Source organism: Alteromonas sp. MB-3u-76 (assembly GCF_002831605.1).
GTDB lineage: Bacteria > Pseudomonadota > Gammaproteobacteria > Enterobacterales > Alteromonadaceae > Alteromonas > Alteromonas hispanica.
This window is the reverse complement of record NZ_CP025115.1, coordinates 2,046,941-2,070,238: the sequence shown is the minus strand read 5'-3', so window position 1 is coordinate 2,070,238 and position 23,298 is coordinate 2,046,941. Positions and strand designations below refer to the sequence as shown.

General features: G+C 43.1%; 22 protein-coding genes. 9 read left to right on the top strand and 13 right to left on the bottom strand.

Annotation, left to right across the window (positions count from 1 at the left end; genetic code table 11):
• Positions 1 to 151 precede the first annotated feature (151 nt).
• The gene (gene gyrA, locus CW735_RS09180; RefSeq protein ID WP_071979014.1) at positions 152 to 2,845 is read right to left on the bottom strand and encodes a DNA topoisomerase (ATP-hydrolyzing) subunit A; all 2,694 of its coding nucleotides are present in this window, start codon (positions 2,843 to 2,845) and stop codon (positions 152 to 154) included.
• A gap of 305 nt (positions 2,846 to 3,150) precedes the next feature.
• On the opposite strand from gyrA, the gene ubiG reads away from it, so the two are divergent.
• The 4 genes from ubiG to yfaE all read left to right on the top strand — a co-directional run bounded on the left by ubiG (position 3,151) and on the right by yfaE (position 8,258).
• Positions 3,151 to 3,855, top strand: coding sequence for a bifunctional 2-polyprenyl-6-hydroxyphenol methylase/3-demethylubiquinol 3-O-methyltransferase UbiG (gene ubiG, locus CW735_RS09175; RefSeq protein ID WP_083595212.1), 705 nt, complete (start codon positions 3,151 to 3,153; stop codon positions 3,853 to 3,855).
• 552 nt (positions 3,856 to 4,407) lie between these two features.
• On the top strand, positions 4,408 to 6,729 hold the full coding sequence (gene nrdA / locus CW735_RS09170) for a class 1a ribonucleoside-diphosphate reductase subunit alpha (protein WP_100971800.1): 2,322 nt from the start codon (positions 4,408 to 4,410) through the stop codon (positions 6,727 to 6,729).
• 113 nt (positions 6,730 to 6,842) lie between these two features.
• Positions 6,843 to 7,973 (top strand): class Ia ribonucleoside-diphosphate reductase subunit beta, encoded by a 1,131-nt coding sequence (gene nrdB, locus CW735_RS09165; protein ID WP_071979017.1) that lies wholly within the window; start codon positions 6,843 to 6,845, stop codon positions 7,971 to 7,973.
• 12 nt (positions 7,974 to 7,985) lie between these two features.
• Entirely contained in the window at positions 7,986 to 8,258 is a 273-nt protein-coding gene (gene yfaE / locus CW735_RS09160; protein WP_071979018.1) for a class I ribonucleotide reductase maintenance protein YfaE, read from the top strand.
• A gap of 140 nt (positions 8,259 to 8,398) precedes the next feature.
• Here yfaE and CW735_RS09155 read toward each other — a convergent pair whose 3' ends face one another.
• Entirely contained in the window at positions 8,399 to 8,773 is a 375-nt protein-coding gene (locus CW735_RS09155; RefSeq protein WP_071979019.1) for a winged helix-turn-helix domain-containing protein, read from the bottom strand.
• Between the two features lie 242 nt (positions 8,774 to 9,015).
• Here CW735_RS09155 and CW735_RS09150 point away from each other — a divergent pair, with 242 nt between their 5' ends.
• A complete protein-coding gene (locus CW735_RS09150) occupies positions 9,016 to 9,411 on the top strand; it encodes a DUF3718 domain-containing protein (RefSeq protein ID WP_071979020.1) in 396 nt (131 codons plus the stop codon).
• Between the two features lie 152 nt (positions 9,412 to 9,563).
• On the opposite strand, the gene CW735_RS09145 is transcribed toward CW735_RS09150, so the two are convergent.
• A complete protein-coding gene (locus CW735_RS09145) occupies positions 9,564 to 10,799 on the bottom strand; it encodes a sensor domain-containing phosphodiesterase (protein WP_071979021.1) in 1,236 nt (411 codons plus the stop codon).
• Positions 10,800 to 11,033: 234 nt separating this feature from the next.
• Here CW735_RS09145 and CW735_RS09140 point away from each other — a divergent pair, with 234 nt between their 5' ends.
• Positions 11,034 to 12,131 carry an NADH:flavin oxidoreductase gene (locus CW735_RS09140; RefSeq protein WP_100971798.1) on the top strand — a complete coding sequence of 366 codons (1,098 nt, stop codon included), beginning with the start codon at positions 11,034 to 11,036 and terminating at the stop codon, positions 12,129 to 12,131.
• A gap of 80 nt (positions 12,132 to 12,211) precedes the next feature.
• Here the strand turns inward: CW735_RS09140 and CW735_RS09135 are convergent, their stop codons facing one another.
• The 5 genes from CW735_RS09135 to dapA form a co-directional block, all read right to left on the bottom strand.
• On the bottom strand, positions 12,212 to 14,521 hold the full coding sequence (locus CW735_RS09135) for a sensor domain-containing phosphodiesterase (RefSeq protein WP_071979023.1): 2,310 nt from the start codon (positions 14,519 to 14,521) through the stop codon (positions 12,212 to 12,214).
• 344 nt (positions 14,522 to 14,865) lie between these two features.
• The gene (locus CW735_RS09130) at positions 14,866 to 15,741 is read right to left on the bottom strand and encodes a DMT family transporter (protein WP_071979024.1); all 876 of its coding nucleotides are present in this window, start codon (positions 15,739 to 15,741) and stop codon (positions 14,866 to 14,868) included.
• A gap of 157 nt (positions 15,742 to 15,898) precedes the next feature.
• Positions 15,899 to 16,612, bottom strand: coding sequence for a phosphoribosylaminoimidazolesuccinocarboxamide synthase (gene purC / locus CW735_RS09125; RefSeq protein ID WP_071979025.1), 714 nt, complete (start codon positions 16,610 to 16,612; stop codon positions 15,899 to 15,901).
• 12 nt (positions 16,613 to 16,624) lie between these two features.
• Complete coding sequence (gene bamC / locus CW735_RS09120; RefSeq protein ID WP_071979026.1) at positions 16,625 to 17,728, bottom strand: outer membrane protein assembly factor BamC; 1,104 nt, start codon at positions 17,726 to 17,728, stop codon at positions 16,625 to 16,627.
• 13 nt (positions 17,729 to 17,741) lie between these two features.
• Positions 17,742 to 18,626, bottom strand: coding sequence for a 4-hydroxy-tetrahydrodipicolinate synthase (gene dapA, locus CW735_RS09115; protein WP_071979027.1), 885 nt, complete (start codon positions 18,624 to 18,626; stop codon positions 17,742 to 17,744).
• Between the two features lie 178 nt (positions 18,627 to 18,804).
• Here dapA and CW735_RS09110 point away from each other — a divergent pair, with 178 nt between their 5' ends.
• Together CW735_RS09110 and bcp are read left to right on the top strand one after the other, a co-directional pair.
• On the top strand, positions 18,805 to 19,362 hold the full coding sequence (locus CW735_RS09110) for a glycine cleavage system protein R (RefSeq protein ID WP_071979028.1): 558 nt from the start codon (positions 18,805 to 18,807) through the stop codon (positions 19,360 to 19,362).
• On the top strand, positions 19,340 to 19,807 hold the full coding sequence (gene bcp, locus CW735_RS09105) for a thioredoxin-dependent thiol peroxidase (protein WP_071979029.1): 468 nt from the start codon (positions 19,340 to 19,342) through the stop codon (positions 19,805 to 19,807). Before CW735_RS09110 ends, bcp begins: the two co-directional genes overlap by 23 nt.
• Here bcp and CW735_RS19550 read toward each other — a convergent pair.
• Positions 19,793 to 20,164, bottom strand: a complete 372-nt coding sequence (locus CW735_RS19550) for a hypothetical protein (RefSeq protein ID WP_157812669.1) — start codon at positions 20,162 to 20,164, stop codon at positions 19,793 to 19,795. The genes bcp and CW735_RS19550 overlap by 15 nt on opposite strands.
• Between CW735_RS19550 and CW735_RS09095 the strand changes: the two genes are divergently transcribed.
• Complete coding sequence (locus tag CW735_RS09095) at positions 20,165 to 20,371, top strand: hypothetical protein (protein WP_015068459.1); 207 nt, start codon at positions 20,165 to 20,167, stop codon at positions 20,369 to 20,371. It begins immediately after the preceding gene.
• A 370-nt stretch (positions 20,372 to 20,741) separates the two neighbouring features.
• On the opposite strand, the gene CW735_RS19735 is transcribed toward CW735_RS09095, so the two are convergent.
• From CW735_RS19735 to CW735_RS09080, 4 genes are all read right to left on the bottom strand, one after another.
• On the bottom strand, positions 20,742 to 20,915 hold the full coding sequence (locus tag CW735_RS19735; RefSeq protein ID WP_198521001.1) for a hypothetical protein: 174 nt from the start codon (positions 20,913 to 20,915) through the stop codon (positions 20,742 to 20,744).
• A gap of 8 nt (positions 20,916 to 20,923) precedes the next feature.
• The gene (locus CW735_RS09090) at positions 20,924 to 21,112 is read right to left on the bottom strand and encodes a hypothetical protein (RefSeq protein ID WP_100971796.1); all 189 of its coding nucleotides are present in this window, start codon (positions 21,110 to 21,112) and stop codon (positions 20,924 to 20,926) included.
• A gap of 91 nt (positions 21,113 to 21,203) precedes the next feature.
• The gene (locus CW735_RS09085; protein ID WP_100971794.1) at positions 21,204 to 22,664 is read right to left on the bottom strand and encodes a hypothetical protein; all 1,461 of its coding nucleotides are present in this window, start codon (positions 22,662 to 22,664) and stop codon (positions 21,204 to 21,206) included.
• Positions 22,665 to 22,706: 42 nt separating this feature from the next.
• The gene (locus CW735_RS09080) at positions 22,707 to 23,162 is read right to left on the bottom strand and encodes a hypothetical protein (protein WP_100971792.1); all 456 of its coding nucleotides are present in this window, start codon (positions 23,160 to 23,162) and stop codon (positions 22,707 to 22,709) included.
• Positions 23,163 to 23,298 lie beyond the last annotated feature (136 nt).

The following is a 23,298-nucleotide window of genomic DNA, read 5'->3' as shown; positions in this document are numbered from 1 at the left end:
TATTGTTGATGCCAATTAAACTGCCAATTGGCAAACAAGCGGCATAAGCCGCTTGTTTATAAGAACACTGATATTGCACAACTACCCGTTACTGACCTATTCTGAGATTAATACCTCAGTAACCGCAGTGCTTGGATAATCTACAATACCCCTAGTCTTCTGTCGTTGAGCTATCGTTGTCTTGTGCAACGTTTTCTTCTTGCTCAGGTAATACTTCAGAAACAATTGGATTGCCATCTTCGTCTAAATCAGGCAAATCTACTACTTCTTCGATACGCTGTAACCCGACCACATGTTCACCTTCAACAGTACGCATCAAGCGAACGCCTTGAGTGTTTCGGCCGACAACGGATACTTCACTCACCCGTGTACGTACCAATGTGCCCTGGTCACTAATTAGCATCATTTCATTTGAGTCATCAACCTGAACAGCGCCGACAACTTTACCGTTTCGCTCCGATACCTTAATAGAAACCACGCCTTGTGTTGCACGGCTCTTCGCAGGGTATTCTTCAAGCGGAGTACGTTTACCAAAACCGTTTACCGTTGCGGTCAAAATAGGTCCGTCACCTTTGGGAACAATAAGAGAGACTACTTTTTGATCGTCTTGTAAGCGAATGCCTCGAACACCGGTAGCAGTTCTACCCATGGGTCTAAGGGCATACAGTTCTTCACCCGTTTCTGGATCGCGCTTAACTTCACCGGTTTCACTATCGCGAAGCTTCTCATTGAAACGCACAACTTTACCAGCATCAGAGAACAACATAATGTCGTCATCGCCGTCGGTAATATCTACGCCAATTAGCTCGTCACCATCGTTAAGGTTCACCGCAATTATACCGTTTGAACGCGGGCGAGAGTACAGGCTCAAGTCTGTCTTTTTAACCGTGCCGTTGGCCGTTGCCATCAGCACATATTTACCTTCAACAAATTCTTTGATAGGCAATATAGCGGTAATTCTCTCATTTTCTTCAAGTGGAAGAATATTGACAATTGGTCTACCGCGCGCATTTCTGCTTGCGAAAGGTAACTGATACACTTTTAGCCAGTACAACCTGCCGCGGGTTGAGAAGCAAAGAATATGGTCGTGGGTATTTGCCACTAACAGCTTCTCAATAATATCTTCGTCTTTCATCTTAGTTGCAGATTTACCGCGGCCGCCGCGACGCTGGGCCTCGTAATCTGTCAACTTCTGGTACTTCACGTAACCTTCACGAGACAAGGTTACTACTACCTCTTCTCTTTCGATTAGATCTTCAATGTCGATATCGTGGCTGGCAGCCGTAATTTCTGTACGACGCTCGTCGCCGTATTCTTCGCGTACTTTCTCAAGCTCTTCTTGAATAACTTCCATCAAACGCTCTGGGCTGTTTAATATGTGAAGTAACTCAGCAATAAGCTCAAGTAACTGCTTGTATTCTTCAAGAATTTTTTCGTGTTCAAGACCTGTTAACTTATGCAAGCGAAGGTCAAGAATAGCTTGTGCCTGTTGCTCGGTTAGGAAATATTTTCCGTCGCGAATACCAAATTCTGGCATTAACCAATCTGGTCGTGCTGCATCGTCACCGGCGCGCTCTAGCATTTGCGATACATCACCAAGGGCCCAGCCTTGAGCAACCAATGCTTTTTTAGCATCAGCGGGGCTTGGAGATGCCTTGATAAGCTCGATAATAGGGTCGATATTAGCAAGCGCTATCGCCAAGCCTTCTAAGATGTGCGCACGATCACGTGCTTTGCGAAGCTCAAATACCGTACGGCGAGTAACAACCTCACGACGGTGCAGTATAAAGGCTTCCAGCGTATCTTTAAGGTTAAATAGTTTTGGCTGGGTATTGTCCAGCGCTACCATGTTAATACCAAATACCGTTTGTAACTGAGTATTGGCATACAGGTGGTTCAGCAACACTTCTGCTGATTCGTTACGTTTAACCTCGATAACAATCCGCATACCGTCTTTGTCAGACTCGTCGCGTAATGCTGATATACCTTCAATGCGTTTTTCTTTAACAAGCTCTGCCATTTTTTCAATAAGACGAGCTTTGTTAACTTGATAAGGTATTTCGTTAACGATAATTGTTTCTTTACCGTTAGCGTCGGTTTCTATATCCGCTTTTGCTCGCAGGTATATTTTGCCGCGACCGGTGCGGTACGCGTCCTCAATACCTTTACGACCGCTGATAGTTGCGGCAGTTGGGAAGTCTGGGCCGGGGATATGAGTCATTAACTCATCAATTGTTATATCAGGGTTCTCAATAAGAGCAACGCAGCCATTGATAACTTCAGTGAGGTTGTGAGGCGGTATGTTTGTTGCCATACCTACCGCAATACCCGACGAACCATTTACTAGTAAGTTAGGCACTTTTGTGGGCAGAACTTCAGGAATAAATTCTGTACCGTCGTAGTTTGGCACAAAATCAACAGTTTCTTTGTCAAGGTCGGCCAAAAGCTCATGAGCAATTTTAGCCATTCGGACTTCGGTATAACGCATTGCTGCCGCAGAATCACCATCTACAGAACCAAAGTTACCTTGACCGTCAACTAGCATGTAACGCAGTGAAAACGGCTGTGCCATTCGCACTATTGTGTCGTATACAGCAGAATCACCGTGGGGGTGATATTTACCAATAACGTCACCTACCACACGGGCAGATTTTTTATACGGCTTATTGAAGTCATTTTTAAGTTCGTTCATCGCAAATAGCACTCGGCGGTGAACTGGCTTCAAGCCATCTCGTACATCAGGCAATGCTCGCCCGACAATAACGCTCATCGCGTAATCGAGGTATGAGTTTTTTAACTCTTCCTCAATGTTAACGGGGAGAATTTCTTTAGCGTTATCAGACATAAACTGCTTAATCCCTTTTTCTTGATTTGTTCTGCGTTATCCGTTTTGTCCTCGTTTTGATTCATTAAATCAGAAGGACATGGTGCGCACTATTGTTATTATGTGGGTTCATAATCGTTTCGTCAGTGTACCACTTGATGACAGATTTATGTAGCGCTTAATTGCGGTTATTCCCCCTCAACAAGGCAAGCGATTATTTTTCGCGCAGACGAGCAATTTACACCTCTGTTTTCACCAAAAAATGTAACTCCAATGACGGGTTTTACGTTATGTTATTAACTCGTAATCGGAGGAATTACTTACCCATGACAAATGTTGACCAACAAGAAATAGAAAAATTCTCTCAACTAGCCTCTCGGTGGTGGGATCCAGAAGGAGAATTTAAGCCTTTACATCTAATAAACCCATTGCGCCTTGATTTTGTTAATCAACATACACAAGGATTGTTCGGTAAGTCGGTGATTGATATTGGCTGCGGTGGCGGCATTCTAGCCGAATCTATGGCTAAAGCGGGCGCAGAAGTTACTGGTCTCGATATGGCGCAAGCTTCTTTAGAGGTGGCCAAGCTACACGGATTAGAATCGGGTGTTAAAGTAAATTATGTATGCTCTACAGCTGAAGACTTTGCGTCTGAACACGCGGGAAAATTTGACGTAGTGACTTGTATGGAGATGCTAGAGCACGTACCTAATCCTGAGTCAGTAGTAAAAGCCTGCGCAAAGTTAGCAAAACCAGGCGGCCATGTATTTTTCTCTACGCTTAATCGAAATGTGAAGTCGTATTTGATGGGGATCGTTGGCGCCGAGTATATTCTCAAACTCGTGCCGAAAGGCACTCACGATCATAAGAAGTTTTTAAAACCATCTGAGCTGATGGCAATGACAGACAAAGCAGGTTTATTGCCTAAAGATATGACAGGGTTACACATGGATCCGATCACCCAAGGCTTTTACTTATCTGCAAATAATGTAGATGTTAATTACCTTCTATATACAGTGGTACAAAGCTAACTTAACACTACATATTGGGCCATGGTGATATTTCATACACCATATATCGTGTTTTCATAAAAAAGCGTTTTTAATATTAAATTAATTTAGCGACAGATCAAAGTACGAAAAGTGCTTGCATTTGATTTAATTGAAGCTTGTAGAACGCTAAAAAGTTAGTTGTTACTAACGTAAAATCTATGCCAGATTGAGTGTTGGAAATACCACCAGATATTGGGTTGCATTACAGCTCAAACCTCACTATCTTGTGTTCTGTCCAACTGGAGATCCAGCAATAATTTCAGGATCTGACAGCGGCTTTTGGTATCAACCATACAAGCCCTTTTCAGGACAAACTAAAAGTAAAAATTTATCGGCAGTCTCTACTGTATTCTAACGGTTAAGACGGCTTGCGTGCGTGTATTTAACAAGGCGGTCTGAAATCTCTGACCTACAGCGCAACATTCGCACTTCGATACACGCACAAAAGAAATACAACACAAACTAAAACGACATAAAGTGGGTTAGAAAAAACTTTCGCTTTACGCGCTAACAGACAAACGGCTAGGTAACATGAATAATAATTTATTTGTCACCAAACGAAACGGTGAAAAAGAGTCTATTGATTTAGAGAAAATCCATAAAGTTGTCACATGGGCAGCGAAAGGGCTTAGCAATGTGTCTGTTTCGCAAGTGGAGATTAAAGCTCAAATCCAATTCTATGACGGTATAAACACCAGTGAAATTCACGAGACTCTGATCAAATCAGCAGCCGATCTTATTTCAACAGACGCACCAGATTATCAGTATCTAGCTGCTCGACTTGCCATTTTCCATTTACGCAAAAAAGCATACGGTCAGTTTGAGCCGCCAGCACTCCTCGATCACGTTAAACAAATGGTTGAAATGGGTAAATATGACAGCCATCTGCTAGAAGATTATTCGGCAGAAGAATTTGCCGAAATGGACACTTATATAGACCATTGGAGAGATATGAACTTCAGCTACGCTGCAGTTAAACAGCTTGAAGGTAAATATCTTGTTCAAAATCGTGTTACCGGTGAAATATACGAGAGTGCACAATTCCTTTATATTCTTGTAGCAGCATGCTTGTTTGCCAACTACGACAAAGAGACGAGAATGGACTACATTCGCCGTTTCTATGATGCGGCCTCTACGTTCAAGCTTTCTTTGCCCACGCCAATTATGGCGGGTGTGCGTACCCCTACTCGTCAGTTCAGCTCTTGCGTTCTTATTGAAGCTGGCGACAGTCTAGATTCCATTAACGCTACTGCAAGTGCCATTGTAAAATATGTCAGCCAACGGGCTGGTATTGGCGTGAATGCGGGTAGAATTAGAGCGTTAGGCAGCCCTATTCGCGGTGGCGAAGCTTTCCATACTGGTTGTATTCCTTTTTATAAGTATTTCCAAACAGCCGTAAAAAGCTGTTCTCAAGGTGGCGTGCGCGGTGGTGCAGCAACGCTATTTTATCCTCTTTGGCACATGGAAGTTGAATCGCTTCTCGTACTTAAAAATAACCGTGGTGTTGAAGAGAACCGTGTTCGCCATCTCGACTATGGCGTTCAGTTTAATAAATTGATGTACCAGCGAATGATGAAAGACGGCTACATCTCGCTATTTAGCCCTTCAGACGTTCCGGGTCTTTACGACGCGTTCTTTGCCGACCAAGATAAATTTGAAGAGCTTTACGTTAAATACGAGAACGATGACAGCATTCGCAAGAAGCAGATTAAAGCAATGGAGCTGTTTAGCTTGTTCATGCAGGAGCGTGCGAGCACAGGTCGTATTTACCTTCAAAATGTGGACCATTGTAATACCCACAGTCCGTTCAACCCAGAAGTAGCACCTGTTCGTCAAAGTAACCTGTGTTTAGAAATTGCGCTTCCTACTAAGCCACTTCAGCACGTGAACGACGAAGAAGGCGAAATAGCATTATGTACACTTTCAGCATTTAACTTAGGTGCCATCAAGTCGCTGGATGAATTCGAAGAATTGGCAGACCTAGCCGTTCGCGCACTTGATAACCTCCTTGATTACCAAGACTACCCTGTCCCGGCCGCTTACAATGCCACTATGGGGCGCAGAACCTTAGGTGTTGGTGTTATTAACTTTGCGTATTACCTTGCGAAGAATAACGTTAGATATTCTGACGGTAGTGCAAACGGTTTGGTTCATCGTACATTCGAGGCCATGCAGTACTATCTTCTTAAAGCCTCAAATAACTTGGCTAAAGAGAAAGGTGCGTGTCCTAAATTCAATGAAACAACCTACTCTCAAGGCGTAATGCCTATCGACAGTTACAAGCGTGATCTTGATAAGGTGTGTAACGAACCTCTTCATTACGACTGGGACGCGCTTCGCGAAGAAGTGAAAACTTACGGTTTACGTAATTCTACTCTATCTGCTCTAATGCCATCTGAAACATCGTCGCAAATTTCAAATGCGACAAATGGAATTGAGCCACCTCGTGGATTTATCAGTATCAAATCCAGTAAAGACGGAGTACTAAAACAAGTAGTGCCAGAGTACGAAACATTGAGAAATCAATATGAGTTGCTGTGGGATATTCCATCAAATGATGGGTATTTGCAGCTCGTTGGTATCATGCAGAAGTTTATCGACCAGACAATTTCAGCCAATACCAACTACGACCCAAGTCGTTACGACGGTAACAAGGTTCCGATGAAGCTATTGCTTAAAGACCTGTTAACTACGTACAAGCTTGGTGTCAAAACATTGTATTATCATAACACCCGAGACGGCGCGTCAGACACCTCCGCACTAGATGTAAAAGCTAGTGAGCCACTTCCTCGTCAAGAAGAAGTAGTGATAGAAGAAGATGATGATTGTGCCGGCGGTGCATGCAAAATCTAATTATTTAGAGGGCATGCGCTCTTTCGGCAACACAGTTGACCGAAAGGCAGTAGATAGCAGCAAGAACACTAATAAAAATACGCGTTTATCATTAAGTTTTTAGTTAGGTCATCATGAAATACACTACGTTTAACCAACAAAGTACAAACCCACTGGTAGAGCCAATGTTTTTCGGCAACCCCGTAAATGTTGCGCGCTACGACCAGCAAAAGCATGCCATTTTCGAAAAGCTTATTGAGAAACAAATAAGTTTTTTCTGGCGTCCTGAAGAAGTAGATGTCACACGCGATCGCGTTGATTTTCAAAAATTAACCGAGCCAGAAAAGCACATCTTTATTTCTAACCTTAAGTACCAGACTCTACTCGACTCTGTACAAGGCAGAAGCCCTAACATAGCGTTCTTGCCAATAATCTCGCTGCCCGAGCTCGAAACTTGGGTAGAAACCTGGTCTTTTTACGAGACGATTCACTCTCGTTCTTACACGCACATTTTGCGTAACCTGTTTTCAGACCCAAGCGAAATTTTTGACGATATTGTTGTAAACGAAGAAATCAAACGTCGCGCTGCCGATATCTCGAAGTATTACGACGACCTCATCTTTGCCACCCAACTATGGCAAACTCAAGGTGAAGGCGTACATACCGTTGATGGCGTTGCTCACACTATCAACATGTATGAACTGAAGAAAAAGCTATACCTATGCATGAACTCAGTAAATGCATTGGAAGCTATACGCTTTTATGTGTCCTTCGCTTGTACCTTCGCGTTCGCTGAGCGAAAGCTTATGGAGGGCAACTCAAAAATTATTCGTCTAATTGCTCGTGATGAGAACCTACACTTATCGTCAACCCAACACGTTCTTAACTTGTGGGCTAAGGGTAAAGACGACCCTGAGATGGCGCAAATTGCTGAAGAATGTAAAGACGAAGCACGCGCTATCTTTATGAATGCGGTTGAGCAAGAAAAAGAGTGGGCAGATTACTTATTCCAGAACGGTTCAATGATTGGACTGAACAAAGAAATTTTGTGTTCATACGTGGAATACATTGCTAACCAGCGTATGACGGCCATTGGTTTTGATGCGCCGTTTGATGTTAGTAGTAATCCTCTACCTTGGATGAATAATTACCTAAACTCAGACAATGTACAGGTTGCTCCACAAGAATCTGAGATAAGCTCTTACCTAGTTGGTCAAATTGACTCTGCGGTAAGCGAAGAAGACTTTGCTGACTTTGAACTGTAATTAAGCAGTTTAATGAGCAGTAGCGATAATATGCTCCGCATCGACATTGTCGATGTGGGGCATATCAACTCCCCTTCCGATAAAACCTTACTAAGCGCTATGGAAGCCGCGGGGATCAATATTCACTACCATTGCCGAGAAGGTTTTTGCGGTGCCTGCAGAACCAAGCTACTCGAAGGTGAAGTTGAGTACACTACAGACCCTTTAGCGTTTATAGACGACGATGAAATTTTGCCCTGTTGTTGTGTGGCTAAGAAACCTCTAAAAATTAAAGTTCCTCTTTAACCCTGCATGTATTGGTATAAATACCAGCTTATTTCATTACTTGAATCACTACATTGTCTATCACGTTGAAACTGGACGCTGTTGATAGTGGCCGCTATGCAGAGAAAAGGCTGTTTCAACCCTGTTTTACCCAAATGAATCTAGTGCCGCTCTCGCCAGTATTTTTTAAAATACCCTACTAGTGTTGAAAGGAAGCCTGGCTGCAAAGGAGCTTTTACGAGTAATCTATAACCTTGGCAGGGTAAGGTTTCTACTTCCCACTCGTTGTTTTCACAAATGGAATGTAGTTTCCGTCTAAGGCGGCACACAAGGTGATTTATAGCATCGTCGCTGACGTACTCATGCCCCCATACAATACGCCGAAGGGCGTCTCTGGGTACACCCTTTTCTTTCGCTTCAATAAGACTGGTTATTAGTCTATCGCATGCTGGTGATAGAGAAACATATTGCCCATCCGAACGGACCAATCGTCTTGTGTCCGACTCGTACATCAGGGTGTTGGCAACAGTTTTCATGACGTGCCCCGATATTTATAAGACTTAAGTATACCACATAGATGATAACAACGTGTTTTGTCTATGATGAAACCATGACATTCATTCTCAAGGTTATGAATTTGAGTCGTTTATTTTTGTCACTCTATTAACACAAGTTCGTCATGGCAGGCGAGAATTGGGCAACTACTCTGAGTGTAGCTACAAGAAGTAAGTAGCTAAATTGCTCATTACCCCATTCTATGTGAAAAGGAATAACCAACATGAAAAACTCTACAATTTATATGGTCGGAGCCTTGCTATCTACTGGCATTTTGTTCTCTGGCGCTGCTTCTGCGTATACGGAAGAGAGACTTATATCAATATGTAAAAACGCCGCTACCGATGACAGTCATGGACTGCGAAGAGATGTAAAGAAAATGATGGTCGGTACCAAAATTGTAAGTAAAGCTTATAGTCTGGTAGCAAATGGCTTGGTGTGTAATGGAATAAGCGTCGTCGACTTTGCACAAAAGTACGGAGCAGTGAAAACACTATCGGTTCTACGAAAACATCACCGTCCATCTCGCCGTGGTGTAGTGGAAATTAGAGACGCCATTGCCAACAATAGTGCGACCTTGCCAAAGGATATTCACGTTAGCTTTGACACAGCAAGATAAGAGCTTGCACACTACTTTACTGTAATTAAAACAAAGTCCGCCCATTGCTTATAATCCTATGCAGCAGTTTCTTTTAATGCTGTGTCTGATTTGACGTTCAACAGCGGACTTTTTTATGACAATTTTAAAGTGGAAACTGTACCAAGTTCATTTTACAACGGCAGCGTAAATTGATGCGCTAACGCTTCATTTAACACCATGGGTTTACCCGTTAAGTACCCTTGAATGCGATCTACACCAAGCTGTTGTAAAACCTTAAGTTCATCGACCACTTCAACACCCTCCGCGATAATTACACAAGAGGTAGACTTAGCGAACGCACAAAGGGCCTTTGCCAGCGCAAGTTTTTTCGGTTGTATATGTATATCGCGAATTAAGCTCAAATCCAGTTTAATAAGATCGGCTTCTAACTCCAATATGTGTTGAAAGCTCGAATAGCCTGCACCCGCATCATCTATAGCCAACTGCATTCCCCGCTCTCGCAGCGGTGCAAGCTTTTTGCGAAATGCAATGTAATCGTTGATTGGTGAATGTTCGGTTACTTCAAGTATTAGCCGACTAATATCAACGCCCTCTAATAACTTATGTATAGAACCATTGAGTATATACTCAGGGGCAATGTTTAACGATAGACTGGTGTCAATAGGTAACCTGTGCATGTTATTCAGTGCTTGCTCAATGGCCTTTAATTGTAGGGCCTCTCCCATTCCTACCTTTTCTGCTTCATCAAACCAAACATCTGGGGTTCTGTAGGGACTTGTATTAAAACGAGCAAGACATTCATAGCCGCAAATCGCGCCAGTTTCTACACTGTAAATAGGCTGATAATGGATATCGAGCACATCACACTCAAGTGCCGATAACGTTGTCTGGGCCATTTGATCATACAGTGTGGTGTTTTTCATTCTTTCTTCGAAGAGTTCGCGATAGATCTCGGCAAAAGCGTTAAGAAATGACAAATCTCGCTGATTGAGTGTATTGTCAGCCTCACTTTTATAACAACACAACGTACCGAACACTTCACCGTCAGATAAAACAATGGGTACGCCAAGATAAGAGCCAATATCCAGCTTTTCCGTGACCTCTAAATCCTTCGCTAATTCATGGTTTTTAGCGTCATGAATGACTTTTTCAAACTCACCCTGACAAATTTTTCCACAATACGATTCGTTGATGGGGTCAGAGTCTCCGACATTGATATCGGGCGAGACATTCGAGTCGTGATCTATTGCTCGGAAAATCCGCTCGCCAGACACAAACTCAGAGAAAAAAGCCACTTCCATATCGAGATGTTTTCGAATCACGCATAACATTTTATGTAAACTGTCGTCAGAATCTGATGGGTCGACATGCTGAAAATTAGTGATATTTGAGGGAGATAAAGCCATAAATCGTACTGCGCGCCTCGTAAAAGCCTTTTAGAAAAATCAACGTTCCTGGTTGCAAAGCATTTTGATATTTTTCTGATTATAGCGGCAATTTTAAATTGTTCACACATTCATTTCTTGTTTATCGTGCACTATCACCAATTGTAAATTGACTTAAGCCCCACGCGCTTTACTATTTTGACTATCCAAATCGAGTTTTAAATAACCCAAACAACAAGAACAAGAGGATGTTCAATGTCCAATACCACGTTATTTTCTTCATTTAATCTAAAAAGCCTATCGCTTAATAATCGAATAGTTATGGCGCCTATGACCAGACAGTTTTCGCCAAACGGCGTACCTACTGATGAGGTTGCAGGCTATTATCAAAGACGTGCAGAAGGAGGTACTGGACTAATAATTACCGAAGGCACGACAGTTAACGATAAAGTCGCGACCATGGGTGCCACTATCCCTCGATTTCATGGAGAGGACGCCCTATCGGGATGGAAGAAGGTAGTTAACGACGTACACAATGCAGGTGGTAAAATAATGCCTCAGCTTTGGCATGTGGGAATGGCCAGAGTCGCTGATAATGCACCACACTCAGAGCTTCCAAGTGCTGGGCCTTCCGGTTTATTTAAACCAGGAAAGCAAGGGGCTGAACCTATGACCGTTGAACACATAGAGTCTGTTATTGAGGCATTTGCTCAGGCAGCTGCAGATGCACAAAAAATAGGCATGGACGGCGTTGAAATTCACGGTGCTCATGGGTATTTAGTCGATCAGTTTTTCTGGGAAGGCACAAACCAACGCACCGACAGTTGGGGTGGAAGCATGGAAAACCGAGGCCGCTTTGCAGTTGAAATTATTAAGGCTATTCGCGCTGCCACTTCTGACAACTTCCCTATTGTATTGCGCTATTCGCAGTGGAAACAGCAAGATTACACTGCGCGTCTCGCTAATACGCCGCAAGAACTTGAGCAATTTTTGACGCAATTAAGTGATGCGGGTGTTGATATATTCCACTGTTCTCAGCGTCGATATTGGGAAAACGAGTTTGAAGGAAGTGATTTAAATTTGGCAGGCTGGACCAAAAAAATAACCGGCAAACCAACAATTACAGTAGGCTCTGTGGGCTTAAACGATGATTTTTTCGGAGCGTTCAAAGGCCAAGACTCAAATACACGCTCTGTTGACGATTTACTAGAGCGCCTAGACGCGGGCGAATTTGACTTGGTTGCAGTGGGACGTGCCCTGCTTCAAGATCCAAATTGGGCAAACAAAATTAAAGAAGGCCGAACAGACGAGCTAAAACAATACTCGGGAAAAGCGTTAAGCACCCTGTCCTAACGCTGAGGTATTTACGGAGAAAAGAAAGCAAATACCTACATCAATAAACGTCACCTATGCCGTTTAAATGATTAAGGCTACTACCCGACATTCTCTAATTGATTGCGCAGCATGGTTTCGAACTGCGCTTTTTTCACCGGTTTAGAGAAGTAGTAGCCTTGGCCATATTCACAGCCCATATTTTTAAGAATATTAAGCTGTTCATTGGTTTCTATACCTTCTGCAACTACTTCAATACCGAGCTTTTTGGCCATTACGATAATGGCTTCACACAAAATTTTGTCGTTACTTACTTCGGTCATTGAATTTACGAAGCTTCTATCAATCTTGATGTAATCCGTGGGAAATTTTTTCAAATAAGAGATGGAAGAAAAGCCTGTGCCAAAATCATCTAACGCAATACTTACCCCTGCTTGCCTAAACTGAAATAACTTCTGCGTAACGCTTTTATCTGCGTCCATTAGCAAGCTTTCCGTAATTTCTAACACTAATGCATTTGATGGCGTATGCGTATTTAAAAGAACATCAAGCCACTCCATAATACTCGGGGCAGTGCTAAAGTAATGACTGGCAGAGGTATTGATACTTAACTGCAGCTCGTTGCAATAGTTTTTGCGGAGGTAGTTTATGTCATCGCACACTTGACGAAAAACCCAGTTGCTAATTTCAATAATCAGCCCAGATTCCTCCGCGATAGAGATAAAATCGTCGGGTCGAATAAGCCCCCGCTTAGGATGTTGCCAACGAATAAGGGCCTCTGCCTTCTGAACGCGCCCAGTTTCCAGCGTAATAATGGGTTGATATTCTATAAAGAATTCGCCATTTTCCGTTGCATAACGAAGATCGTTCAGCAAGTTTAGCCTATTGACGGCGGCCTCACGCATACTTTCCGTGTAGTATTCGTAGTTGTTTCTTCCGCCAGCTTTTACACGATACATTGCTTGATCGGCATTTTTGAGCAAACTAGTCACGTCTTGTGCATCGTCTGGATACAATGTGATGCCTATACTGGCACTAGTGTGTATTAGCTCTTGCTCAATGGTGAATGGCTTCGACAATACAGTAAGCAAGTCTTGAGTAACACGCTCTATGTCCCTCGCATCATGGAGGTTATTTAGGATGATAACAAACTCATCGCCGCCCAAGCGCGCCACGCTATCGTTTTCTCGCACGCAACTCTCTATACGCCTAGCGCTTTCAATTAGCAAACTATCACCAACGCCATGGCCCATGGTGTCATTTATGTCCTTGAAATGGTCGAGATCAAGAAACATGAGGGCGACCTTTGTCGATAACCGGTCTGCTGAACGTAGCGCGTGAGACAAGTTATCTTCCATTAAATGCCTATTTGGCAGGCCTGTTAGGCCGTCAAAATTGGCTTGTCGCCAAATAATTTCGTCTGCTTTTTCGCGCTCAATTGCGATGCTAACTATGTGAGCAAAGTACTTAATTCGTTTTATATCATCGTCAGTAGGAACACCCGATTCTCTCTGGTAGATAGCAAAAGTGCCAAGTACTTTACCATTTGCGCCACAGATAGGCTGCGACCAACAAGATCCTAGCTTTGCTTCCTCAGCGGCACTTCGCCACGACTCCCAATACGTGTGTGTGCGTAAATCGTCTGTTATCACTAACTCATTTAAGTACGCAGCGGTTCCACAAGAGCCTTGCCCTACACCAATTTCAACGCCATCGATAAGATTGTTATAAAAATCAGGTAACGAAGGAGCAGCCCCTACCTTCAACCTTCCGCCCTCTAATAACAGAATGCTACAAATTTGACCTGAATATTCTTTTTCAACCGCCTCGACAATGTCTTCTAGCACGAAGGAAAGCGATTCAGAGTTAACCACCTTTTCAAGGATTGCACTGCGCACCCGGGTGAGTTTTTGAGACTCTTTCAACTCCTGCTGCTTTACGTCCAGCTCAGATGACAAAATAGAAAGATCTGAACGCTTAAGCTCAAGCTCGACTAAACGCCCAAGATCTTTAAGTGCATCCACTTGCTTATTGGAAAGTGTTTTCGGTGTGGTGTCGAAGACGCAAATGGTTCCCACTGCATACCCGTCTACCATCAACTTTATGCCCGCGTAAAAGCGAATAAAAGGTTCTTCGGTTACCAAAGGATTAGTAGCAAAACGCGCATCATTGAGGGTATCGGATACTATTAATGCATCGTTTTCTAGAATCGCATGGGCACAAAAGGCGATATCTCTCGAGGTCTCTTGTAGATCTACATTTACCCGAGATTTGAACCACTGTCTATCCGAATCGATAAGTGAGACAGTAGCGAATTCACAGGAAAAAAGTTGCGACGCAATTCGTGTAATTCTATCAAAACGTTCTTCAGGAGATGTATCCAATATCTCTAAGCTGCGCAACGTATCCATTCGTTTCAGTTCGTTTGGCGGCAATACTGGGATAGTCAAAGTCTCTCCTAAAATCACTTATGTATATTTCTGTGTTTAAACTCGTTTGAATTTGTTCGGAAATTTAGAAAATAGAGGTAAAACTACGCCAGAAAATAGACATTAGCTTCACATAAAAGGTCATTATATAAGTGTAGTTAAAATTGGGAATTAAAGTAACATAAGACTTGCTTAATTGTGCACTTAATTGCATTTTCGCTACTTTTTAGCCACATTTAATAACTAAAGACAGCTTTTTCTCAATACATTAGCGCAATTGAATATTAGGTTAACATTGGGCTTGATTTACATCAAACACACACCTATCAACGCTGCCTGACAACTAAAAATATTCCTCCTAAGGTGATGGCTGAGGCGACCAGTATGGTCCAGCTTAATGATTCATCGAGTAATGCCCATCCCATAAACGCAGCAATTACAGGAACACTTAGTTGTACTGTCGCCGCTGTAGTTGACTTTATAAGTGGCAACGCCGTATACCAAATTGCATACCCAGCACCAGAAGCGAGTGCACCAGACGCGACCGCGAAGACACCACCAACCATATCAATCTTAAGAGGAAATTCGGCAAACAATATAACCGCCACCAAAGGAATGCATAGTATAGACGCATACACAAAGTTACCTGCGCTAGACAGTAAAGGCGATGTTGAAGACTTACCTAACAACGAATATGCTCCCCAGCCTATGCCAGCTAACACCATAAGAACGCTAGAGGTCATTGAGGGTGCGCTGCTGCTAGGTAACAATAAAAGTATTAAGCCTGTTATTGCTAAGGTAAAGCCGAGCCACTGTACAGGTGCAAACCGCTCCCCTTTGTAAAGACCCGTTGCAATCATTGTAATTTGCACAGTGCCAAACAAGAGTAGAGCGCCAGTACCGGTAGACATGGCAATGTAGGCATAAGAAAACCCTAGGGCATAAACGAACAGCGCTAGGCCTGCGGCTACACTTCCCTGTTGCTTTACATTTTTAGCTAACGAGCTGTCTCTGCTAGTTTGTAATTGAGATAATTGGGTAACTTTGGTTAAAACTAAAAGACTAAACGCACCACTAAGCAGCCGAATGATGGTGAAAGAGCTGGGATCAATGTCGGTATTTACCAATGCCATTCGGCAAAGTAATGAATTGGCAGCAAACGCAATCATGGCGGTCACAACAAGCAACGTTGCTTTAAGCACAGTCTTTCTCCTAACAATAGTCATGCGACGTGGCGACTCAGTGTAATTATCTAGGCAACTGGTATCACCTGCACATACAAAAAGAGGACCTAACGGGTCCTCTTCTCTTACACTTTATGAGCTTCGCTTGTCAGTGAACGCTACTTCGTAGCAATAACTAAAGTGACAAACCCAAGCGCTCTGCCACTTCGATGTAGGTTTCTACTACCGAACCAAGCCCTTGCCTAAATCTATCCTTGTCCATTTTCTTATGGGTTTCTTTATCCCACAGACGGCAACCATCAGGGGTAAATTCATCACCCAAAACAATATTGCCTTCACCGTCTACGCCAAACTCTAATTTGTAGTCTACCAACAACATTCCGGCTTCATCGAACAACGCCTTAAGAACACTGTTTACTTTGAACGTTAGCGCCTTCATCTCGCTTATTTGAGATTCAGTTGCCCATCCAAATGACACTATGTGGTAATCGTTCACCATAGGATCGTGAAGCGCATCATTTTTGAGGAAAAACTCAAAAATTGGCGGAGCAAGCAGTTTGCCTTCTTCAACCCCAAGCCTGCGTACAAGAGAACCCGCAGACACGTTTCTTACCACGCATTCAACCGGGATCATGTCGAGCTTTTTGACCAAAGAGTCGTTATCAGATAAAAGCGCCTCAACTTGCGTGGCAATGCCAGCGTCTTCGAGCTTATTCATAATAAAGTGATTAAACTTATTATTTACCTCGCCCTTGCGGTCGAGTTGCTCAATTTTTTCACCATCAAAAGCCGAAGTATCATTTCGAAAGTGCAAAATAAGTTTGTCGCTATCGTCGGTGTAATACACCGTTTTTGCTTTGCCTCGGTAAAGCTCGTCGCGTTTTTCCATTCTCAGTCTCAGTTAAATATCAAGGTTATCTTCTGACATGACCTCAGCGAATGCGCTATAAAGGTCTGCAACCTGATTTGCTTCAAACGGTGTACTTTGATTGTCCATAAACGTAATAGACGTTCTGGTATCGCCCGCTTTCGCAACTTTCAAACGATAATCACCTTTTTCAAGAAGATCTTCATCGCTTGAGAATAAACCGTCCCACCAATCGCCCTGCTGACCGCTATAAGTCACGAAAAGTAAGCCATTTGATTTATCTAAATCTTTCACATTAAAGCCAAGCTTGCGAAGCACTAGCAGCATGCGCGGCCAGACAATATCGTACTGCGACTCAACAACATAAGCCGGTTCACCGTCAGAGTTAAAGCCCATCTCGGTTTGAATACCTTTACGAATACGCGCAAGACGGCGTGTCTGTTCCAATCGAATTTGATATTCGTAATGGCCAACAACCTGGTTAAGAACACTAACCTCCTCGCGGCGCTCTTCGATCTCTGAAATCTCGGCAACAACATCATTGCCAACAGACTTCATATAATCTTTAAGGTCCACGCTTAACGCAGCGCTTCTGCCATGAGGTTTTACATTGAGATTGAACTCGAAACGACGGCCAATTTCACTCTCTTCGTCAATTACACTATACCACGGGCCATCGACGTCTTGTTTTACCACCATCCAATCGGTAATTAGCACGCGCTCTTCTGGATTGAAGGTGTCTACGCCAATTCCATTTTCATCGAGATAGCTTAGTAACGAGTTCCAAATAGCTTCGCTTAGCGGTTGACTGTCATCTACTTGGTCAAACCATATGGTTGCGGTATTCGTTCCCTCTTCTACGTGAGAACCCGTTACCAGTGGAAGGACCAGCGCAGGAGACTGGACTGGCAATGCCTTTCCCAACATATCTGTGCTTGCTTCATCACCTAACTCAGGAAGGGCAAATTCACGAGAAAAAGTAGGCTTGTCTAAATCGGAAGGAATTTTAAGCTCTTTTTGCTCTTCGGTTTCTAGATATTTATAACTGCCAGAAGCAGTCTTTCTATCCATTTGGCTTGTACAACCTGCAAGTGCAACGAATGCGATTGAACTTGCTATAGCCAGCGTTTTATTCATCTGTGTTCCTTAATTAACCAGAAATCAAAGCGTATTTTTGTAATAGTTCTTCGATACGTTTTTGGCTTGATAGTTCCGGTAATACCATTGGTAAACGCATAACAGCGCTTTCCATCATGCCCATTTTGTATAACGCCCATTTCGGCATAACAGGGTTTGGCTCAATAAATAGTTCGCTATGAAGAAGTTCGATGGTTTTATCAATGGCGCGACATTTATCGAAATCTTTTTCTAGCGCAGCTTTACACATTTGTGAAATAGCTTGGGGGACAATATTTGCTGTTACAGAGATAACGCCGTGGCCGCCTTCACACAGGAATTCACTGCTTGTGCCATCGTCACCGCTTAACATAACAAAGTCGGCTGGCACCAAAGGCTGCGTCTCTTTTAAACGAGAAATATCGCCAGTGGCGTCTTTAAGACCAACGATATTGTCGTGGGTAGCAAGCTCAGCAACGGTTTCAGGAAGCATGTCCGCAACTGTTCTACCAGGAACATTATAAAGAATAACCGGCTTTTGACTTGCGTCTGCGATAGCATTGAAGTGAGCAACCATGCCTTTTTGCTGCGGCTTATTGTAATAAGGAACAACGCTTAAAAAGCCATCTACCCCAGCAGCGCCAAGTTGTTCGGTAAGAAAAATAGCTTCAGCAGTTGAATTTGCACCACTGCCGGCAATAATTGGAATTGCGCCCGAGGCCATGGCCACCGTTTCTTTGACCACGTTTACGTGCTCATCAAAGGGAAGCGTCGCTGATTCACCGGTTGTACCAACTGACACAATACCGTGTGTTCCTTGGTCTACATGAAACTTAACAAGCTTCTCTAAAGACTTATAATCTATATCGCCATTTTCAAACATGGGCGTGACGAGTGCGACGTAACTACCAGTAAACATAATCTCTCCGCAAAATGTGAGCGCACATGTTAATTATGTCAGTGCTTAAACACAAGCGGTTGAACCGGTAAATAGACAAGATTTTGACAATAACTTCAGCTACAGAGCTAAAAAGGCACTAACTTAACAAAAAACTCTATGCTAACATCCTGCCATTGTTACGTTTAAAGTGAATTTGATGTCTAAACACCAACTTATTGTTACACTTTTAGGTACAGATAAAAGCGGTATTTTAAGTGAGATAGCCACTGCAGTTTCGCAAGCACAATGCAATATTCTCGATAGTAGGCAAGCGGTTTACGGTCGAGAGTTTTCGTTAACTATGATTATCGAAGGCACACAAAGCGCTATTACAAAGGCGGAGTGCACATTGCCCGCCATCATACAGCGTCTAGACTTACTTTCGATGATGAAGCGAACAAGTCATCACGAAAAGCAAAATCTTGCCCATCTATTTAACGTAGAGTTCAGCGGTGAGGATGCAGCAGGCCTAATTCAATCGGTTACCGGCTTCTTTGCTGAACGCGAAGCTATGATAAGTGCTTTTAGACAACGTACCTATCGCGAGTCGGGGCATGATGTCATGCGTTGTAAATTCGTCGTTTCACTTCCCACATCAGAAAACTTTGAGCAATTAGAATCTGATCTAATGGCGTTGTTTGCTTCGTTAAATGTAACGGGCAAAGTGGTAGATAAACAGAAAAAGGATCCTAATGAACACACTACAAGCTGGTGATAAAGCACCTCAATTCTCTTTACAAAACCAAGATGGCGAAACCGTTTCACTAACCGATTACGCAGGTAAAAAAGTATTAGTGTACTTTTACCCAAAAGCAATGACACCCGGGTGCACTGTTCAGGCGCAAGGTCTTAGAGACATCCAAAGTGAATTGAAGTCAAAAAACGTCGTGGTATTAGGCATTAGCCCAGATGCGGTAAAAAGATTGCCAAAATTCATAGAAAAAGAAAGCTTAAACTTTACTCTGCTTTCAGATGAAGACCATGCCGTAGCAGATGACTTTGGTGTATGGGGCTTAAAGAAGTTTATGGGTAAAGAGTACGATGGCATTCACAGGCTCACCTTTTTAATCAATGAAGATGGTGTAATTGAACACGTTTTCAATAAATTTAAAACAAAAGAGCATCACATAGTAGTACTCGATTATTTAAATAATGCCTAACAGTAGCATTAACGGACCAATAACCAAAAAGCCCCTGTCTCTCTGAGACAGGGGCTTTTTTGTTTGCCCAGCGAAGCTGGCAAACCCGTCAGGTTGAAAGAAACCTGAATCACCCTGACTGAGGGGAAGATAATCCGAATGGCAAGGGCGTTGTTGGCCAACGGCAGGGTCTGAAGGAAGCCATAGGAAGTTAGAGGTACACAACGCAAGTGAACCTGATTCGGCAAGACAGGAGGGTAAGCGTGCAAAATAGCGCGAAGCCCGATACTCAGTCAGTCCTGTTTTGTGTTTGAGGGTGGAATTTCTAACAGGGAGCCAGTGCAGTAACTGGGGAAGCCTGGCATTAGATCCAATCAAATGGTTGGACGTATCGTTCAAGGAGTGATCCAAGAATGTTGCGAGTGTGAGGTGGCAGATGAACCCGTAGTAGTGAGTAAGGCTAGGCCGATGAAAGCCAGTAATGGTGTGGAGGGTAAAACCAAGCCGACTATCAGCATTGTGTTTGATAGGATCTATTTTAGCCAAAAGCTTAAATGGATTGCGAAGGGGGGAAGCAGACTTTAAGACTCTGATGAGTTGTGAGTTTTTTTATCATTGATACACAAGCCGCCAGATCAGCGGGACAAGTCGAATCGGTGCGCTAGGAATAGTGATGTCTGGTGAGACAGGCCGTATATGGGAAGTAATTGTAGTCAAATTTGGTAGATTGCCTCAGTGCTAGAACGCCAAACCCTGCAATGAAAGTTACCACAATGTTAGAAAATGAACGATGTCCATAGGGCGCACGATACTAGATTGCAAATTAGCATTGTGTCACTTAGCAAGTGATATGAAGTATGCAGGAGCCGTATACGAGGCCCGTACGTACGGTTCTGTGAGAGGGATGAGGCGCAAGCCTCACCCTACTCGATGCTTGGGGGAAAAGTGCTTAGGGCTATAAGACGTTATGCCTTTTCAGGTATTTTTCTATCTCTTCGTGCGTGCCAAATGCGCCTAACAGCATTCTTTGCGCATGCATACGTGTTTCATTGTCTGGTCCATTCTTAATCAGTTCGTACCACGTTCTAACGAGTACAAGCGGTATTTCTTTGCTATGCTTGTTGTTCACTAGTTCCCCTACTTCTCTTTCTGTTGCAATAGGTCTTCTTTTCTATCTTCCCAGCCATCAAGCCATGATTCGGCTTCAAGCGAACCATTTTCATAAGGCGGTGTTGGAAATTCTACATCTTCTTCATAGTCGTCATAACCCTCCTGCCATGCAGCGTGCACTTCATTTACGGGAAATTCTTTCTCAGTTTCACTCATAAAACATCCATACCCATTATTTGTTTGGAATTAAACAATACCGTTACTGTATCGCACTTGAAATTGACGCAACCCCACTTTTAAACGGATTCTAAAAGTATTCACTCATGGCCTGCTGCGATGGCTTGTGACCTAACTCTGCCATGGTTCTCACAACGTCTGTATCGTCAACGAACCTTCTGACATCTAAAAGAGCCGCCAATATCTCATCAAACAGAAAATGACTATGGGAGTTTTTGTTAACTAATGTAAAAAAGTAGTTGGTGTAATACCCGATGAACATATTTTCCCAATGCTCTTCGAGGTCTCCTTTCTTCAATTGCGCAGCAACAAAGTTAGACAGTTCTGTTAATGAAGGCCCATGGTAATTAGACCTCAAAAACAAGGGGCCTAGCATGATGTTGATATTGTATTGACTTGCATATGCCATAAAGTTCCAAGCATCGAAATAAAAATACATGTCTTCAGGTGGTCCTTGCGTACCAAAGTCTTCTTTGACCAAATCGGATAATAATTCAAACTGGCGGTGAGTGAAGCTCGTCACACCATCAAACGCAACTTCATGCGTCAATAGCTTTAACTCCTGTCTATCATTCAATAATAACGAGTACTCACTGAGCAAATCCACGATATCCTTGTAGGCAAGGTCAGCTACCTCTCTGCATTTGGCAAGATATTCAACTGCATCAAGCATGGCCTCGATGTACATAAATCCTATACGGCAAAAGCTCGTTGCCTCCTCAGAACCAACACCTACATAACCTAACTGACGTTCGAAATATTCATCTAGGTAGTTCAGCGATGATTTGATTAAATCGACAACCGCATCATCGTCTTTAAATCCAAAATGCCTGTTATTGCATAGTTTGCCATCCCTATGAAGCCACCCATCCATACACCCAAAGCTATTGCTAGAGATGAAACTGGCAAGCCACATCGTATTTGTTTTAAAGCCTACCCGGTGATTCAAGTAATAATCGCAAGCCCAGTACAGCATCTTTTGGCGGTCTGTATAGGCATCTATCATGTCTAAGTTAATCGCTCGACTTGCATCCATCTGGGAGTTACCAAACAATGTGATCGCAACATCCGGCAGGTGTTCAAATGCATCTTCTATCTCTTTGAGTGTAGTTAGGTGCTTCTCTGAACCTGCATGTACTGATAAATAGAGGCTCGCGGATTCTTTAAACTCTTTCAATCTCGCTTCTGTGGTGTAGTCAATCAAATCGTCTAAATGTTTTGGTATGGTATTAAGGACGTTTCTTACCACCTGCTTTGCTTCTACTAACGAATAGCCGGTATAGCCAATGATTCTCTCAGCTAACTCGTTCAGCTCAGCTCTATCAACGGCAGGTTCAATATTTTGAAAGACATACTCATCCGATATGCAATTGTCTATACATCGCACGTTAAATAATTCAGATAGAAATTGTTTTTTACCTGTGTCGTCTAAGTTGGGAAAGAAGTGAGCAATACGTTGGTATATATTCTCGATACTTTCCTCGTTTAGACGTGGTGGGTGCTGGGTTATGGAAGGAATTGTGTCTATCATGGAAAGACCTTATCTGAGAGCGAAAAGTGAATGGATGTGGTGTTAGTTGAGTTCAGGTTCTGCATGGTCATAAATTCGTTGTTTAAGCATTGAAAGTAGTGTTTCAGGCGACTCTTCAACCACACCATCTCCAAGGAGTTCTTCTGGCGTGTTTACAAATGTCACTTGGTCTTGTGTATGCTGTGGTTGGAGTATTGCAATTGCGTAGCGAGCTTGTATTGGCTTAACGTCCAGTCGGTCAAATACGCCATTTAATAAATCAGCTGTGCTTTCTTTGGGGGGGTGTGGCTGGTGGCTTAGATGCAAAACGGTGGTCTCGGTAAGGCGAAGTAAGTGTGAATTGAACGACTCCCCTTCCCCATGGTTATAAGCAATCGGTTGCTCCGCACTCAACGGTTGAACACCCACCACAAAATCATAATACGGTAAGTCGATAGCATCACCGATAAACGTGAGGTCACTTAGATGCTTTGCATCGTCAGCGATAAATCTAATCATTGTTTGTCCTTAGGCTGTTCATAGCAGGCTTTAGGTAAAAGCCTATCATATGAAAAGTCAATAAACCTGCATCACGATAAGCATACATCAATCTCTTGTCACGCAAGGATAGAAGCCAACTCAAGACTGAATATAC

Excerpts from the sequence above, each read along its gene's own strand:
- CW735_RS09085 (WP_100971794.1), bottom strand. The coding sequence starts at position 22,664 with ATGATAGACACAATTCCTTCCATAACCCAGCACCCACCACGTCTAAAC.
- yfaE (WP_071979018.1), top strand. The coding sequence starts at position 7,986 with ATGAGCAGTAGCGATAATATGCTCCGCATCGACATTGTCGATGTGGGG.
- nrdB (WP_071979017.1), top strand. The coding sequence starts at position 6,843 with ATGAAATACACTACGTTTAACCAACAAAGTACAAACCCACTGGTAGAG.
- dapA (WP_071979027.1), bottom strand. The coding sequence starts at position 18,626 with ATGTTTACTGGTAGTTACGTCGCACTCGTCACGCCCATGTTTGAAAAT.
- CW735_RS09150 (WP_071979020.1), top strand. The coding sequence starts at position 9,016 with ATGAAAAACTCTACAATTTATATGGTCGGAGCCTTGCTATCTACTGGC.
- CW735_RS09095 (WP_015068459.1), top strand. The coding sequence starts at position 20,165 with ATGGTTGGACGTATCGTTCAAGGAGTGATCCAAGAATGTTGCGAGTGT.
- gyrA (WP_071979014.1), bottom strand. The coding sequence starts at position 2,845 with ATGTCTGATAACGCTAAAGAAATTCTCCCCGTTAACATTGAGGAAGAG.
- bamC (WP_071979026.1), bottom strand. The coding sequence starts at position 17,728 with ATGAATAAAACGCTGGCTATAGCAAGTTCAATCGCATTCGTTGCACTT.
- CW735_RS09140 (WP_100971798.1), top strand. The coding sequence starts at position 11,034 with ATGTCCAATACCACGTTATTTTCTTCATTTAATCTAAAAAGCCTATCG.
- CW735_RS09145 (WP_071979021.1), bottom strand. The coding sequence starts at position 10,799 with ATGGCTTTATCTCCCTCAAATATCACTAATTTTCAGCATGTCGACCCA.
- CW735_RS09090 (WP_100971796.1), bottom strand. The coding sequence starts at position 21,112 with ATGAGTGAAACTGAGAAAGAATTTCCCGTAAATGAAGTGCACGCTGCA.
- bcp (WP_071979029.1), top strand. The coding sequence starts at position 19,340 with ATGAACACACTACAAGCTGGTGATAAAGCACCTCAATTCTCTTTACAA.
- nrdA (WP_100971800.1), top strand. The coding sequence starts at position 4,408 with ATGAATAATAATTTATTTGTCACCAAACGAAACGGTGAAAAAGAGTCT.
- CW735_RS09155 (WP_071979019.1), bottom strand. The coding sequence starts at position 8,773 with ATGAAAACTGTTGCCAACACCCTGATGTACGAGTCGGACACAAGACGA.
- ubiG (WP_083595212.1), top strand. The coding sequence starts at position 3,151 with ATGACAAATGTTGACCAACAAGAAATAGAAAAATTCTCTCAACTAGCC.
- purC (WP_071979025.1), bottom strand. The coding sequence starts at position 16,612 with ATGGAAAAACGCGACGAGCTTTACCGAGGCAAAGCAAAAACGGTGTAT.
- CW735_RS09080 (WP_100971792.1), bottom strand. The coding sequence starts at position 23,162 with ATGATTAGATTTATCGCTGACGATGCAAAGCATCTAAGTGACCTCACG.
- CW735_RS09110 (WP_071979028.1), top strand. The coding sequence starts at position 18,805 with ATGTCTAAACACCAACTTATTGTTACACTTTTAGGTACAGATAAAAGC.
- CW735_RS09135 (WP_071979023.1), bottom strand. The coding sequence starts at position 14,521 with ATGGATACGTTGCGCAGCTTAGAGATATTGGATACATCTCCTGAAGAA.